Source organism: Bradyrhizobium sp. USDA 3311 (assembly GCF_054062495.1).
In genome coordinates this window covers 6286263-6301495 of the sequence record NZ_JBSSFI010000001.1, presented here as the reverse complement: position 1 = coordinate 6301495, position 15233 = coordinate 6286263, and the positions used below count along the sequence as shown (strand labels likewise).

Here is a 15233-nt window from a genome sequence, read left to right as displayed (position 1 = left end):
AGAGCCATGGAAGAGTTTTACCGCATCCGCCGCCTTCCGCCTTACGTGTTCGAGCAGGTCAACCGGGCCAAGGCGACCGCGCGGAACGCCGGCGCCGACATCATCGACCTCGGCATGGGCAATCCGGACCTGCCGGCTCCGCCGCACGTGCTGGAGAAGCTCAAGGAGACGCTCGGCAAGCCGCGCACCGACCGCTACTCGGCCTCCCGAGGCATCCCCGGCCTGCGCCGGGCCCAGGCCGGCTACTATGCCCGCCGCTTCGGCGTGAAGCTCAATCCCGACACCCAGGTGGTGGCGACGCTGGGCTCGAAGGAGGGCTTCGCCAACGTGGCGCAGGCGATCACCGCGCCGGGCGACGTCATCCTGTGCCCCAACCCGAGCTACCCGATTCACGCCTTCGGCTTCCTGATGGCGGGCGGCGTGATCCGCTCGGTGCCCTCCGAGCCGACACCGCAGTTCTTCGAGGCGGTGGAACGGGCGATCGTGCATTCGATCCCCAAGCCGCTGGCGCTGGTCGTCTGCTATCCCTCGAACCCGACCGCCTATGTCGCGAGCCTCGACTTCTACAAGGACCTCGTGGCCTTCGCGAAGAAGCACGAGATCCTGATCCTGTCCGATCTCGCCTATGCCGAGGTCTATTTCGACGAGAACAACCCGCCGCCCTCGGTGCTCCAGGTGCCGGGCGCGATGGACGTCACCGTCGAGTTCACCTCGATGTCGAAGACCTATTCGATGGCCGGCTGGCGCATGGGCTTTGCGGTCGGCAATGAGCGCGTGATCGCGGCGCTCGCCCGCGTCAAATCCTATCTCGATTACGGCGCCTTCACGCCGGTACAGGTCGCCGCGACCGCGGCGCTGAACGGCCCCGACGATTGCATCAAGGAGATGCGCGACACCTACCGCAAGCGCCGCGATGCGCTGGTGGAGTCGTTCGGCCGCGCCGGCTGGGAGATTCCGCCGCCGGAGGCCTCGATGTTCGCCTGGGTGCCGCTGCCGGAAGCGTTCCGCAGCGTCGGCAGCATGCAGTTCGCGACCCTGATGGTGGAGAAATCCGGCGTCGCGGTGTCGCCCGGCGTCGGCTTCGGCGAGCATGGTGAAGGATATGTCCGCATCGCCATGGTGGAAAACGAGCAACGGATCAGGCAAGCCGCGCGCGGCGTGCGCCGCTTCCTTGAAAGCGGTATCGAAACGTTGCACAACGTCGTTCCGCTCGCCAATCGGCGCTAATTCTCTTCGACAGGTTTTCGATAAGCATCATGGTCGCACCCCTGAAAGTGGGCATAGCGGGGCTCGGCACCGTGGGTGCCGAAGTTGTCCGTTTGATTGAAACGCAGGGACGCGTGCTCGCGGGCCGCAGCGGCCGCGGCATCCGCGTCGTCGCCGTCACCGCGCGCTCGAAGGCCAAGAAGCGCGCTGTCGACCTGCGCGGCGTCGAATGGGTGAAGGATCCGATGGCGCTCGCCACCCATCCGGAGGTCGATTGCTTCGTCGAGCTGATGGGCGGCGCCGGCGATCCCGCGCTCTCCGCGGTCGAGGCTGCGCTCAATGCCGGCAAGTCCGTCGTCACCGCCAACAAGGCGCTGCTGGCCAAGCACGGCCTCAAGCTCGCCAAGGCCGCCGAAAAGCACGGCGGCGCGCTGAATTTCGAGGCAGCCGTCGGCGCGGCGATTCCCGTCATCAAGACGCTGCGCGAGGGCTTGGCGGGAACCGGCATCAACCGCGTCTACGGCATCCTCAACGGCACCTGCAATTACATCCTGACGCGGATGGAGCAGGAGGGGCTGTCGTTTGCCGAATGCCTCAAGGACGCGCAGCGGCTGGGCTATGCCGAGGCCAATCCGTCCTTCGACGTTGACGGCCACGACACCGCGCAAAAACTCGCCATTCTCGCCAGCCTCGCTTTCGGCACGAAAGTTGCTCAAAGCGCGGTGTATGTCGAAGGTATCTCCTCCATCGCCCCGGAAGATCTTCGCGCGGCCGCCGATCTCGGCTACCGCGTCAAGCTGCTCGGCGTTGCCGTTCGCACCGCCAAGGGCATCGAGCAGCGCGTGCACCCGACCATGGTTCCAAAATCCTCCTCGATCGCGCAGGTGATGGGTGTCACCAATGCGGTCACGATCGATGGCGAGGGCATTCCGCCGATCACGCTGGTCGGCCCCGGTGCAGGCGGTGCCGCGACCGCATCCGCCGTTGTCGCCGACATCGCCGACGTCGCGCGCGGCATCCGCGCCAATCCGTTCGGCCGGCCGATCTCGCATTTGCGCGACACCAAAAAGGCGCCGATGGAGCGCCACGAGGGCGGCTACTACATCCGCCTTTTGGCGCGCGATTTCCCGGGCACTGCGGCGGCAATCGCGACCCGGCTGGCAGAACAGAAGATTTCGATCGAGTCGATCGTGCAGCGTCATCCCAATGGCGGCGCTCCGGCGGCAAACGGCAAGGCGGTCCCCGTGCCCGTCATCCTGATCACCTATGCGACGCACGAGGACGCGGTGCGCCGCGCGCTCGCCGCCGTGCAGCGCGACAAGGTGATCAGCGGACGGCCGCAGGTGATCCGGATCGAGAAGAACTAGAGCATGCTCCAGACCCGGTGAGCCGCGCCCGCGCAAAAGTGTGAAGCGGTTTTCCGGAAAGAGCAGGCTCAAGCAATGACACGGTTCGAACGAACTGTGGGTGTTACGAGTTGATGCGGGCGGAGATTTCCGTCCAGAACCGTTTCGAAGGAGTTAGCCGATGTCGACCCATATTTCAGTCCCGCCGCACGCGTTGCTCGAGCGCATCCTCACGCTGGAGATCGTGCGGGTGACCGAGCGGGCGGCGGTGTCTTCGGCGCGGCTGCGCGGCCACGGCAACGAGAAGGCGGCCGACCAGGCCGCCGTGGACGCGATGCGGCGCGAGCTCAACAAGCTGCCGATCGAGGGCACCATCGTGATCGGCGAGGGCGAGCGCGACGAGGCGCCGATGCTGTTCATCGGCGAGAAGGTTGGCATGAATGCCGGCCCGCAGGTGGACATCGCGGTCGACCCGCTCGAGGGCACCACGCTGTGCGCCAAGAACATGCCGGGCTCGATTGCCACCATGGCGATGGCCGACGGCGGCACGCTGCTGCACGCTCCCGACGTCTACATGCAGAAGCTTGCGATCGGACCGGGCTACGACAAGGGCATCGTCGATCTCGATGCGAGCCCGGCTGACAACGTCCGCCGCCTCGCCAAGGCCAAGGGTGTCCAACCGGACGGCATCACCGTTCTCGTGCTCGACCGCCCGCGCCATGCCAGCATCATCGAGAGCGTGCGCTCGACCGGCGCGGCGGTGCGCCTCATCACCGACGGCGACGTCGCCGGCGTGATCCATTGCGCCGATCCCGACAACACCGGCGTCGACATGTATCTCGGCACCGGCGGTGCGCCGGAAGGCGTGCTCGCGGCCGTGGCGCTGCGCTGCATCGGCGGCCAGATGCAGTGCCGCCTCATCCTCGATTCCGACGAGAAGCGCGAGCGCGCCGCCAAGATGGGCGTCAACGATCCCAAGATGATCTACGGCATCGAGGACATGGCGCGCGGCGACTGCCTGTTCGCCGCCACCGGCGTCACCACGGGCTCGCTGCTATCGGGCGTCAAGTTCCGCAAGGACGGCGTGATCGAGACCGAGACGGTGGTGATGCGCTCCGTCACCGGCACCGTGCGCTACATCAAGGCCGAGCACCGCGAGCTGGCGAAGTTCCACCTGGACTGACGTTGGCCGTCATTCCGGGGCGAACGGGACCGCGCGAAGCGCGGCCCGGAGAACCCGGAATCTCGCGCCGACAACCTCTGGATTCCGGGTTCGCGCTCCGCGCGCCCCGGAATGACAAAGACAAAAGCAAAAAGAGGAAGCGCCCATGTCCGATCTCTCCGCCGTCAAAGCCCTGGTCTTCGACGTGTTCGGCACCGTGGTCGACTGGCGCACCAGCCTGATCACCGACTTCATGTGGTGGAGCAGGCAGCGCGGCATCAGCGCCGACTGGACCGCCCTGGTGGACGGCTGGCGCGGCATGTACATGGCCTCGATGGACGACGTGCGCAAACATCCCGAGCGCGGCTATGTCATGCTCGACGATCTACACCGCCGCTCGCTGGAAAAGCTGGTCGCGCAATTCTCGATCAAGGGCCTCACCGAAGCCGATCTCGACTACCTTACCAAGGGCTGGCATCGCCTGCATCCCTGGCCCGACAGCGTCGCCGGCCTGACGCGGCTGAAGTCGAAATTCGTCATCTCGCCGCTGTCGAACGGCAACGTCGCGCTGCTCACCAACATGGCGAAGTTCGCCGGCCTGCCGTGGGACCTCGTCATGTCCGCGGAGCTGTTCGAGCACTACAAGCCCGATCCCGAGACTTATCTCGGCGCCGCGCGCCTGCTCGGCCTCAAGCCGGGCGAGGTGATGATGGTCGCCGCCCACAACGGCGATCTCGCCGCCGCGCAGAACAACGGCCTGAAGACCGCGTTCGTGGCGCGGCCGACGGAGTACGGACCGTTGCAGAAGGTCGACTTCGAAGCCACCGGCAACTGGGACATCGTCGCCAAGGATTTCGGCGGGATCGCCGACAGGCTCGGCTGCTGACATCTTGCGCCGAAGCGCCTTGGCCCGCGCGCTACTTCGCGATCGGCGTTGTCAACTCGGTATCGGCGGTGTCCACCACGAAGACGGCCAGCAGCTTCGCCGGCTCGGTATCGCTGGCGTTGGTGCTGACGGCATGGCGATCGCCGGGCTTCTCGGAGAAGTTCTCTCCCTTGTGAAAGACCTTGGCGGGCTCGTCATTGACCTGGCTGCGGATCGCTCCCTCGAGCACCGTGGCATAGATGAACGCGGAGCGCGCGTGGGTGTGGGCCGGTGAGGAGCCTCCGGGACCATACTCGACCAGCACGCCCTTCATGCTCTTGCCGGGAGCATTCGGCAGGACCTGGTCAAACACGACAGTCACCTTGGCCGACTTCGCTGCGGGCTGCGTCTCGGCTGCCTGGGCCGCCAGGACGAATGCGGCGTAAGCCGCCGTTGCGATCAGCAATCTGCGCATGGGATTTCCTTCATTGCCGTGGTTGCAGCGACCTTGGGATCGCAGATCCTCAAGCCGTCGCGAGCCATTTTGCGAGCGACGTTTTCCCGAGCCGCGCCTCGCCGAGCGGGACCAGCGAGGTGTCCTCGATGGGGGCACCGTAATATCCTGCCTTGGCGTCTCCCACCACCGGGCGGCTGTCGCCCGATGCTTTCAGGCGGCGCGCGACGAACTCGTTGAAGGGAGCTTTTTCCGGTCCCGCGGTATCGATTGTGCCGTTGAGCGGCCGTCCCGTCGCGACCTCCGCGAGGGAAGCAACCACGTCGTCGGATGCGATCGGCTGAAACGACGCCGATGGCACGACGATCTTGCCGTCAATCGCTCCCGCTTCGCCGATGGCCCCGAGGAATTCAAAAAACTGCGTGGCGCGAACGATCGAGTAGGGGACCGGAGATGCCTTGACGATGGTCTCCTGCGCGAGCTTGGCACGAAAATAGGCGATGTCGGGCGAGCGATCGGTTCCCACGATCGACAGCGCGACATGATGCTTGACGGCTGCTGCGGCCTCGGTCGCGGCGAGGTTCTGGCTCGAACGCTGGAAGAATTCCAGCACGGCGGCGGGCTCCCAGGACGGCGCGTTGGCGACGTCGACCACGACATCCGCGCCTGCCAGCGCGGCAGCGAGGCCTTCCCCGGTCACGGCGTTCACGCCTGTTTTTGGAGAGGCCGCTATGACCTCGTGGCCTTGCTGCTTGAGTTTCGACACGAGCTTGGATCCAATCAATCCGCTGCCGCCGATCACGACGATCTTCATGGCATGTCTCCTGAGCATTTTGCGAGCGTGAGCGGCGTCAGGCCAAAGGGGCGTCACGAGCTCTCGTCGACGAAAGTGATGCGAGGGGACTCTTATCCGAGCAGTGAGGCGAGCTCTTGCCTGGAACGGGCCTGCCTTGCCGAAAAATGCTCCAGAAGTGTCGTTGCGACGCGACAGGAACCGGTCAGGGATCATTCCCCTCTGTCGGTCAGATCAAGCGAACGGCCCGGGCCGCACATGCGCGACCCGGGCTTGGTATCACCGGCTACAACGTCATCTGCATCGGTTCGGGATAGTAGTGGAACCCGTCACCCGCCTTGGCGACGTGGCCGTAGCCGGGCCAGGCGAAGTGATAGGACATCACGGGCGTCTTGTTGGCCGCGAGCATGGTGAGCAGCTTGACGCGCGACTCGGCTGCCTGCTTCGGGTCGGTGTCGTAGGAGAATTCCATCCGCGGCCGCTCCAGCAGCAGCACGGAATGGTGCGAGAGGTCGCCGAGGAAGGCGAAGGACTTGCCGGCCGAGCTGACCATGAAGATGGTGTGGCCGACGGTGTGGCCGGGCGCGGAGATGGCCTGCACGCCGGGCAGGAATTCCTGGCCGTCCTTGAAGAACACGATGCGGTCGCGGACCGGCAGCAGGTTCTTGCGGGCGTGCACGACGAAGTCCTTTGCCGGGCTCCCCATCTTGCCTTCATCGGTCCAGAAATCGAAATCGGTCTGGGAGATGTAGATCTGCGCGTTCGGAAACAGCGGCTTGTTGTTGGCATCCACGATGCCGCCGATGTGATCGATATGCGCGTGCGAGCAGACCACGGCATCGATGTCCTCCGGCTTGATACCGGCCTCCATCATGCTCTTCTGCTGCCGGCCGGTGGTGGGGCCGAACATCTTGGAGCTGCCCATGCCGGTGTCGAACAGGATGAGCTTGTCGCCGGTGTTCACGATCGGCGAGTTCTGCTCGAGCACGACATTGTCCGGCGACAGGAAATTGTCGGCGAGCATCTTCTTCACCTCTTCCTTGGAAACGCCGGTGAAGGTGCCGGAGGGATCGCCGAGCGGCAACGGTCCGTCGGAGACGACGGTCACTTCGGCGTCGCCGAGAATGAAGCGGTGCCAATAGGGAGTCTGGGTGCCGAGCTTGGGAGCGCGTGCCATCGCACTGCTGCCGAGCATTGCGCTGGCGCCAAGGCCGGCGCCGAGTGCGAGCAGGGATCGACGTGAGACATCGAGTGTCATTCGTTTCCTCCATTCTTCTTTTGAGCTGCGCGATTGTCTCGCGCGTTGTGTTCGGCCTGAGGCCAGCGGTGGAATGCTGCGCCGGTTCAGACAAGCTAGCAAGTGGAATTGATTTGCGGGTCAGCGCGGCTTGTCAAAGTGCGCGATGCAATTCCGGCGCGCGACAAAAGACACCGGTTGCCGACGTTGCTTTCGTCAGCACGATCCAGCCACGCGGTGCCGCAATGCAATCAATGATTGTGTCGCGATTGTGTCTCCTGACCGCCCGACGCGGCAGGACTGCAAGAATCTTTTCGCGTCACGATGGCACGCGTGTCCCCAGGCGTTCGACGAAGCGCATCAGGTAGCCGTCCGGATCCTGCACGAGGAATTCACGCTGGCCGACTTCGAGGTCGCCGACCCGGTACCAGACTTCGTTCGGCTGCTCGTAGAGGGGCCATCTGGCATCGTCGAGAGCCTTCAGCATCGGCTCGATGCGATCGACAGCCATCTGAAAATTGATGCCGCGCCCGAACGGCCGCTGCATCTCGGCCGTCTCCCAGCGTCCGTTCAATTCGCAGAGCATCACCTGCAATCGCCCTCTGACGAGATACGCAAACCGCGCATCGGGGCGGTCATAGGCGACTTCGAACCCGAGCAGGTCGCGCCAGAACGACAGGCTCTCCTGAATGTCGGAAACGCTGAGTTCGGGAACCAGGTCGGCAAAGCCGCCTTGCGGCGCGCCTCCGGTGCTGTCGGAGCTGGCGCGAGCGCCGGGGTCTGAGAGCAGCGGCGTGTTCATTGCGGCGGGCCTGATGGCGTGATCGACGTGCCAGGCGGTTATCGCAGCGAAACGGCGCGATGGCCAGAAGCCGAATGCCTCACGCGATCCTCAGCGCGAGGTCGCTTGCTTCCGTCTCGGCAAAGCCGGCCTGCAAGACCTCTTCGCGCTTGTGGCGGAGATGCGCACGCAGGATGTGGGAGAGGCCGGCGCCGTCGCGCCGCTGCAGCGCGTTCAGGATCGCCTCGTGCTCCTTCACGGCGAACGCCCAGCGCTGCGGCGTCATCGGCGTGACGTAGCGCGCGCGGCGGATGCGCGCCGTCACGGAGGCGTAGAGCCCGGTCAGTGCGGGATTTCCGGCTGCGGCGACGATGGCCTCGTGGATGGCGCGGTTGCCGCGGTAGTACTGGATCAGGTCGCCCTCGCGATAATGCCGAACCATGTCCGTGTGCGCGGCGGCGATCTCGTCGATCTCGGCGTCGCTGATCCGCTCGCAGGCGAGCTCGCCGGCAAGCGCTTCGAGCCCCTGGCAGACTTCGAACAGGTCGCGCATGTCCTTGTCGGTCAGCTTCGCCGCGCGCGAGCCGCGATGGGGCAGGAGCTGCACGAGACCTTCGGCGGCGAGCACCTTGAGCGCTTCCCGCAGCGGCGTGCGCGAGATCTGGAGCCGGTCGCACAGCTCGCGCTCGGGAATCCGCGCGCCCGGCGGGATTTCGCCGTCGAGCAGGATGGCGCGGATGCGGCCGACGACCTCCTCATGAAGCATGGCAGGCGGCTCCAATTTGAATGCAAAAATGCAGTAATCAGTCGAAATATGCAAGTTCCAGCTTGCTAATCGCAGATTCTGCATTCAAAAATGTAAAAAACAAGAGGGCATGAGGAAATGGACCACGCTGCGGAGGCGGACGACCTCGTTTTTGAACGTCAGGACGGCATCGGGCGGATCACCTTCAACCGTCCGCAGGCGCGCAATGCCTTCACCTTCGCCATGTACGAACGGCTCGCGGCGATCTGCGAAGAGGCCGACCGCGATCATTCCCTCAAGGTGCTGGTGCTGCGCGGGGCCGGCGACAAGGCCTTCGCCTCCGGCACCGACATCAACCAGTTCCGCGAGTTCAAGACGCCGCAGGACGCGATCGACTACGAGAACCGCATCGACCGCGTGCTCACCACGCTCGAGCAGTGCCGGGTCCCGACCATCGCCGCGATCAACGGGTTCTGCACCGGCGGCGGGGCGGGCATCGCCGCGGCCTGCGACCTGCGCATCGGCACGAACAGCGCCAAAATCGGATTTCCGATCGCCCGGACGCTCGGCAACTGCCTGTCGATGTCCAATGTCAGCCGTCTCACCGCGCTCATCGGCGCTGCGCGCGTCAAGGATCTGATCTTCACCGCGCGCCTCATTGACGCCGCTGAAGCCGCCAGCGTCGGGCTGCTCGGCGAGGTCGTCGAGGATATCGCGGCCCTGGACAGGCGTGCCGACGAGGTCGCTCGCCTGCTGGCCAGCCACGCGCCGCTGACGCTGACCGCGACCAAGCAGGCGGTGGCGCGCCTGCAAAGGCGGCTGACCCGGGACGAGGGGGAAGACCTCATCCTGATGTGCTACACGAGCCAGGATTTTCGCGAAGGGCTCGATGCTTTCCTCAACAAGCGCGCGCCGCAATGGCGCGGCCAATAGGACGGGCCGATGCAAAGCGATCGATCGCAATCCACCTCTCGCCGTTCGGGACCGCTTGCCGGCCTCAAGGTCATCGATCTCACCCATGTCATGGCGGGGCCGACCTGCACCTTGATGCTCGCCGACATGGGCGCGGACGTCATCAAGATCGAGAAATGGCCGAACGGCGACGACACCCGCCATTCGGTGCCGCCCAAGATCGGCGATGAGGCGGCCTCCTTCCTGATGATGAACCGCAACAAGCGCGGCATCGTGCTGGACCTCAAGACCGATGGCGGCAAGAAGGTGCTGCGGCGGCTGATCGCGGACGCCGACGTGCTGGTCGAGAATTTTGCTCCGGGCGCCATGGAGCGCCTCGGCTTCGGCTATGAAGACCTGCACAAGCAGTATCCATCGCTGATCTACTGCTCGCTGTCCGGCTTCGGCCGCACCGGCCCCTACAAGCACCGCCGCGGTTTTGACCTCGTCGCGCAGGCGATGAGCGGCATCATGAGCTTTACCGGCGAACGCCCGGATGGTCCGCCCGTCAAATGCGGCCCGCCGCTGTCCGACATCACCGCCGGCCTGCTCGCGAGCATGGGTATCCTTGCCGCCTATACGCATCGGCTCAAGACTGGCGAAGGGCAGTGGGTCGAGACCTCGCTTTACGAGGCGGCCCTGGTGCAGACCTACTGGCAGTCCACGATCGCGCTGGCCGCGGGCACCGCGCCGCGCGCGATGGGCTCGGCGCATCCGCTCAACGCGCCGTACCAGGCCTTCGAGGCCTCGGACGGCTGGCTGGTGGTCGGCGGCGCCAACAAGAAGCATTGGCTGTTGATGCTGGAGGCGCTCGGTGCCAGCGAGCTCGCCTCCGATCCGCGCTTCGTCACCGGGGCCGACCGCATGGCGCATCTGAAGGAGCTCGAGGCCGTCCTGAGCGAGCGCTTCCGCACCCGGTCGCGGGTGCATTGGCTTGCGGCACTCGATGAGAAGGGCGTGCCGTGCGGCCCCGTGCACGACATGCTGGAGGCGCTCAGCGATCCGCAGACGCTGGCGCGCGAGATGGTCGTCGAGGTCGAGCATTCCACGCTCGGTCCCGTGAAGACGATCGGGCTTCCGGTCAAGTTTTCGGAGACCCCAGGCAAAGTGCTCTCGGGCGCCCCGGTCTACGGTGAGCATACCCGCGAGGTGCTGGCCGAACATGGGTTCGACCAGAAGCAGATCGAAGCGCTCGAGCAAGAAGGCGCAATCGTTTCAGCCGCAGACAGACGCGAGGAACGCGTCGCCTGACCGGTTCGATACAACAAATAAAACAGAACATAAGAGCTGGAGGAAATCATGGGTCGGACGTCAACACTTCTGCTTTCCGCAGCCGCGACCGTGCTCGCCGGCACGGTCCCGGCGTTTGCGGCCTGGCAACCGCAAAAGCCGATCGAGTTCGTGGCCACCGCCGGACCGGGCGGCGGCACCGACAATCTCGCCCGTGCGGTGCAGAACATCGTCACCAAGTACAAGCTGACGGAGCAGCCCATCGTCGTCGTCAACAAGGGCGGCGGCAGCGGCGCCGAAGGTTATGTCTACGGCAAGGCGTCCGCAGGCGATCCCTACAAGGTGATCTTCGGAACGTCGAACGCCTGGCAGCAGCCGCTCGTCTCCAAGGTCGCCTTCAACTACACCGATCTCACCCCGATCGCGGCGATGGCGCAGGACGAGTTCCTGCTCTGGGTCAAGCAGGATGCGCCCTACAACACGGCAGGGGACTATCTGAAGGCGGCCGCATCGGGCGAATTCAAGATGGGCGGCGCGCAGTCGAAGGACACCGACGAGGTGCTGACCCGCATGATCGAGAAGGCCGGTCAGGTCAAGCTGACCTACATCCCCTTCAAGAGCGGCGCCGAGACCGCCGTGCAGCTCGCCGGCGGACACCTCGACTCCCACGTCAACAATCCCAGCGAGAGCCTCGGGCAATGGCGTGGCGGCACGCAGCGACCGCTTTGCGTTTTCAGCCCGAAACGGCTGCCGCAGGGTCCCAAGGTCACCGCGACTGAAGGCTGGAGCGACGTTCCGACCTGCGCCGAGCAGGGGCTCGACATCAAGCAATATGAGCAGCCGCGGACGGTGTGGCTGCCCGGCAAGGTCACGCCGGATCAGGCCGCGTTCTATGTCGACCTCATGAAGAAGGTGCAGGCGACGCCGGAATGGAAGGACTACATCGAGAAGACCTCCCAGGTCGACACGTTCCTGACCGGCGCCGAGCTCGACAAGTTCATCAAGGAGGACCTTGAGCACGTCAAGCAGGTTGCGGGCGAGCAGGGCTGGCTGGTCAAGTGAGGCGACCATCGTGCCACAATCTCCACTGTCGTCCCGGCGAACGGCGGGACCCACACCGCGTGATCTATCGCGGAGCGTTGGTGGTGGTACCGACTTGGCTTCCAGGCCTCGTCAAACTTCTCCCTGGGGTTATGGGTCCTGGCTTTCGCCGGGACGACACTTGATGGCTTGGAAGACGCGTGCGTCATTCACTGGCCGTGGCACGCCGCTCGAACGGAGCTCTCGATGATCTCACGCCGCGCGCTTGAGCTTGCGACCGCTATCCTCACCGGCAGCTTTGGTGTGGCCGTCGTCGTCTCCAGCCTCGACAACGGCATCGGCTGGTCGAGCGCGGGCGTGGATGCCGGCACGTTCCCGTTCCTGACCGGAATCATCATCGTGCTCGGAAGCCTCTACAATCTGGTGAGAGGTCTTCTGCCGGCGACGACGCTCGCAAGCGTTCCCATCGCGATCACACCGCTCGAGCTGCGCCGGCTTGCCGGCCTGTTCGTGCCGGCCGCGATCTTCGTTGCCGCGATCCCGCTGGTCGGGATGTACATCGCCTCAAGCCTGTACGTCTTCGCCGTGCTGGCGATCCCGAGGCACCAATCCGTGCCACGCGCGCTGGCGATGGCGGCGGCAACGGCGCTCGCGCTCTACGTCGTGTTCGAGCGCATGTTCCAGGTCAGCCTGCCGCATGGCGCGCTCGCCGCCGCGTTCGGCATCTGACGGAGAGGCCGATGGATAATCTTGGGGAACTGCTGCACGGCTTCACCATCGCGATCACCGTGCCGCATCTGCTGCTGATGGCGGTCGGCGTGCTGCTCGGCATTCTCGTCGGCGTGCTGCCGGGGCTGGGCGCGCCGAACGGGGTGTCGCTGCTCCTGCCGCTGACCTTCGGCATGCAGCCGGTGTCGGCGATCATCCTGCTCTCCAGCATGTACTGGGGCGCGCTGTTCGGCGGCTCGGTGACCTCGATCCTGTTCAACATTCCCGGCGAGCCGTCCTCTGTCGCAACCACCTTCGACGGCTATCCGATGGCGCGGGACGGCCGGCCGACGACGGCACTCGCGACCGCCTTTGGTTCGGCTGCGTTCGGCGCGCTGGTCGGCGTCATCCTGATCACCTTCCTCGCATCCTGGGTGGCGCAGGTCGCGCTCGCCTTCGGGCCGGCGGAATATTTTGCGGTCTATTTCCTGGCCTTTGCGAGTTTCGTCGGCATGGGCGGGGCGGCCCCGATCAAGACCGTCGTGGCGCTCGCGATCGGTTTTGCGATCGCCGCCATCGGCATCGACACCGTCTCGGGCAGCGTCCGGCTGACCATGGGCATCGACGAGCTGGTCAAAGGGGTGAACTTCGTCGTCGCGGTGATGGGTCTGTTCGGCATCGGCGAACTGCTGGTTGCCGTCGAGGAGGAATTCCATGCCCGCGCCGTCTCCTCGAAGATCGATTGGCGCGAGGTGTTTCGCGCCGTCGGCCGCCTGCCGCGGCATAGCGTTGCGCTGCTGCGGAGCGCCGCGATCGGGTGCTGGATGGGGATCACGCCGGGCGGCCCGACCGCCGCATCCTTCATGAGCTACGGTATCGCCCGCCGCTTCTCGCGCCGCGGCCGATATTTCGGCACCGGCGAGGTCGAAGGCATCATCTCGCCGGAGACGGCCGATCATGCCGCGGGCACCAGCGCGCTGCTGCCGATGCTCTCGCTCGGCATTCCAGGCTCGGCGACCGCGGCCGTCATGATGGGCGGGCTCATGATCTGGGGCCTCAATCCAGGGCCGATGCTGTTCGTCGACCAGAAGGATTTTGTCTGGGGCCTGATCGCCTCGATGTATGTCGGCAACATCGTCGCGGTTGCGCTGGTGCTGCTGACCGTTCCGGTCTTCGCCGCCTTGATGCGAATCCCGTTCGTGGTCATCGCGCCCCTGATCGTGATCATCTGCGTCGTCGGCGCCTATTCGGTGTCGAACTCCTATCTCGACGTGGTGATGATGCTCGGCTTCGGTGTCGTCGGCTATCTCTTCAAGAAGCTGTTCTATCCGCTGGCGCCGCTGGTGCTCGCGATCGTCATCGGCGACAAGGCCGAGGATGCGTTCCGGCAGTCGATGCTGATGTCAAAGGGATCGCTCGGGATCTTCTTTGCGAACAAGCTGGTGACGTGCCTGATCGTGGCCGGCATCGCGCTGCTGCTGCTTCCGCTCGCGTTGCAGCTCGCGCGTTTGCTGCGCAAGCCCACGCCATCCGACAGGAATGAGACGACAGCTCAGGAGAAGGTGATCATATGACCGCAAAGCCGCTCATTGCACTGGCGATGGGAGATCCCGCCGGCATCAGCCCGGAGCTGACGGCGAAGCTCGTGGTGGAGGGCGACATCCGCGCGAGCTGCCGGCTCGTGGTGATCGGCGACCGCCGCATCTTCGACGAGGGCGCGCACGTTGCGGGCGTCAAGCCGGACCTGACCATGGTGGAGCAGGGGGCCGACCTTCGATCGGCGCAGGGCGACGCGCTGTTTGTCGATCTTCGCCACCTCGATCCCAGGGACGTCGAGCCGAAGACCGCGACGCTTGCCGGCGGAAAATTCGCGCTGACCAATTACCGGCACGCGCTCGAACTCGGCCGCGACGGCCGCGTCGATGCGGTCTGCTTCACCCCCTTCAATAAGCAGGCGATGCGCCTTGCCCGCGCCGAGTATGACGACGAGATCGCGTTTTCCGCGGAGGTGGTCGGCCTCAAGACGCCGGCCAGCGAGTTCAACGTGCTGGACCGGCTCTGGAACGCGCGGGTCACGTCCCACATCCCGCTTAGGGATGTGGCTGCAAAGCTGTCCAGCGAACGCATCCACCGCGCGCTGAAACTGACCGATGCTTGCATGCGCAACGCCGGCTTCGCGCGCCCGCGCATCGCGGTTGCGGGTCTCAATCCTCACGCCGGCGACGGCGGCAATTTCGGCCGCGAGGAGATCGACATGATTGAGCCGGTGGTCGCGGCCGGCCAGCGCGAGGGCATTGCCGCGGAGGGGCCGTTCCCGGCCGACACCGTGTTCCTGCGCGCCAAGGGCGGCGCCTTCGATGCGGTGCTGACGATGTATCATGACCAGGGTCAGATCGCGATGAAGCTGATGGGCTTCGATCGCGGCGTGACCTTGCTCGGCGGCTTTCCATTCCCGATCTGCACGCCCGCGCACGGCACCGCCTACGACATCGCAGGCCAGGGCATCGCATCGATCGGCGCCAGCCGCGCCGCGCTGCTGCTCGCGGCGGAGATGGCCGGGCGCCGTGCTGGGTGATCGACCACGGGCACTAGCTCGTCGGCTGCGCCAGTCGCCCTCGGGAAAAACTAGAAACTTCCGTGGTCGCTCCGAGTTGCCAATTCGGTGAATGTCTCCATCCCGGAGCTGGCACATGGGCGATCGCGGGTCGCGAAGG

15 protein-coding genes are annotated in these 15233 nt (G+C 65.4%); 10 read left to right on the top strand and 5 right to left on the bottom strand.

Annotation, left to right across the window (positions count from 1 at the left end):
• Positions 1-6 precede the first annotated feature (6 nt).
• The 4 genes from ACVWW6_RS30410 (at position 7) to ACVWW6_RS30395 (ending at position 4600) form a co-directional block, all read left to right on the top strand.
• Complete coding sequence (locus ACVWW6_RS30410; RefSeq protein ID WP_456681926.1) at positions 7-1227, top strand: LL-diaminopimelate aminotransferase; 1221 nt, start codon at positions 7-9, stop codon at positions 1225-1227.
• 29 nt (positions 1228-1256) lie between these two features.
• Positions 1257-2573 carry a homoserine dehydrogenase gene (locus tag ACVWW6_RS30405; RefSeq protein ID WP_271557385.1) on the top strand — a complete coding sequence of 439 codons (1317 nt, stop codon included), beginning with the start codon at positions 1257-1259 and terminating at the stop codon, positions 2571-2573.
• A 160-nt stretch (positions 2574-2733) separates the two neighbouring features.
• A complete protein-coding gene (gene glpX, locus ACVWW6_RS30400; RefSeq protein WP_027542637.1) occupies positions 2734-3735 on the top strand; it encodes a class II fructose-bisphosphatase in 1002 nt (333 codons plus the stop codon).
• A gap of 145 nt (positions 3736-3880) precedes the next feature.
• A complete protein-coding gene (locus ACVWW6_RS30395; RefSeq protein WP_028171285.1) occupies positions 3881-4600 on the top strand; it encodes a haloacid dehalogenase type II in 720 nt (239 codons plus the stop codon).
• A 31-nt stretch (positions 4601-4631) separates the two neighbouring features.
• Here the strand turns inward: ACVWW6_RS30395 and ACVWW6_RS30390 are convergent, their stop codons facing one another.
• The 5 genes from ACVWW6_RS30390 to ACVWW6_RS30370 form a co-directional block, all read right to left on the bottom strand.
• Complete coding sequence (locus ACVWW6_RS30390; protein WP_011087137.1) at positions 4632-5054, bottom strand: cupin domain-containing protein; 423 nt, start codon at positions 5052-5054, stop codon at positions 4632-4634.
• A gap of 49 nt (positions 5055-5103) precedes the next feature.
• Positions 5104-5847, bottom strand: coding sequence for an SDR family oxidoreductase (locus tag ACVWW6_RS30385; RefSeq protein ID WP_456681925.1), 744 nt, complete (start codon positions 5845-5847; stop codon positions 5104-5106).
• Positions 5848-6112: 265 nt separating this feature from the next.
• Positions 6113-7084: an MBL fold metallo-hydrolase gene (locus tag ACVWW6_RS30380; RefSeq protein ID WP_456681924.1), complete on the bottom strand. Its 972-nt coding sequence runs from the start codon at positions 7082-7084 to the stop codon at positions 6113-6115.
• A gap of 298 nt (positions 7085-7382) precedes the next feature.
• Positions 7383-7865, bottom strand: a complete 483-nt coding sequence (locus ACVWW6_RS30375) for a bleomycin resistance protein (RefSeq protein ID WP_074076982.1) — start codon at positions 7863-7865, stop codon at positions 7383-7385.
• A 79-nt stretch (positions 7866-7944) separates the two neighbouring features.
• Positions 7945-8610: a GntR family transcriptional regulator gene (locus ACVWW6_RS30370; RefSeq protein ID WP_161535028.1), complete on the bottom strand. Its 666-nt coding sequence runs from the start codon at positions 8608-8610 to the stop codon at positions 7945-7947.
• Between the two features lie 117 nt (positions 8611-8727).
• Between ACVWW6_RS30370 and ACVWW6_RS30365 the strand changes: the two genes are divergently transcribed.
• From ACVWW6_RS30365 to ACVWW6_RS30340, 6 genes are all read left to right on the top strand, one after another.
• Complete coding sequence (locus tag ACVWW6_RS30365) at positions 8728-9522, top strand: enoyl-CoA hydratase/isomerase family protein (RefSeq protein ID WP_060911862.1); 795 nt, start codon at positions 8728-8730, stop codon at positions 9520-9522.
• Between the two features lie 9 nt (positions 9523-9531).
• Positions 9532-10791 carry a CaiB/BaiF CoA transferase family protein gene (locus ACVWW6_RS30360; RefSeq protein ID WP_271557393.1) on the top strand — a complete coding sequence of 420 codons (1260 nt, stop codon included), beginning with the start codon at positions 9532-9534 and terminating at the stop codon, positions 10789-10791.
• Positions 10792-10839: 48 nt separating this feature from the next.
• Positions 10840-11832 (top strand): Bug family tripartite tricarboxylate transporter substrate binding protein, encoded by a 993-nt coding sequence (locus tag ACVWW6_RS30355; protein ID WP_456681923.1) that lies wholly within the window; start codon positions 10840-10842, stop codon positions 11830-11832.
• 225 nt (positions 11833-12057) lie between these two features.
• The gene (locus ACVWW6_RS30350; RefSeq protein WP_028171291.1) at positions 12058-12540 is read left to right on the top strand and encodes a tripartite tricarboxylate transporter TctB family protein; all 483 of its coding nucleotides are present in this window, start codon (positions 12058-12060) and stop codon (positions 12538-12540) included.
• Positions 12541-12551: 11 nt separating this feature from the next.
• On the top strand, positions 12552-14093 hold the full coding sequence (locus ACVWW6_RS30345; RefSeq protein ID WP_028171292.1) for a tripartite tricarboxylate transporter permease: 1542 nt from the start codon (positions 12552-12554) through the stop codon (positions 14091-14093).
• On the top strand, positions 14090-15094 hold the full coding sequence (locus ACVWW6_RS30340; RefSeq protein ID WP_271557400.1) for a 4-hydroxythreonine-4-phosphate dehydrogenase PdxA: 1005 nt from the start codon (positions 14090-14092) through the stop codon (positions 15092-15094). Before ACVWW6_RS30345 ends, ACVWW6_RS30340 begins: the two co-directional genes overlap by 4 nt.
• Positions 15095-15233: the final 139 nt, after the last annotated feature.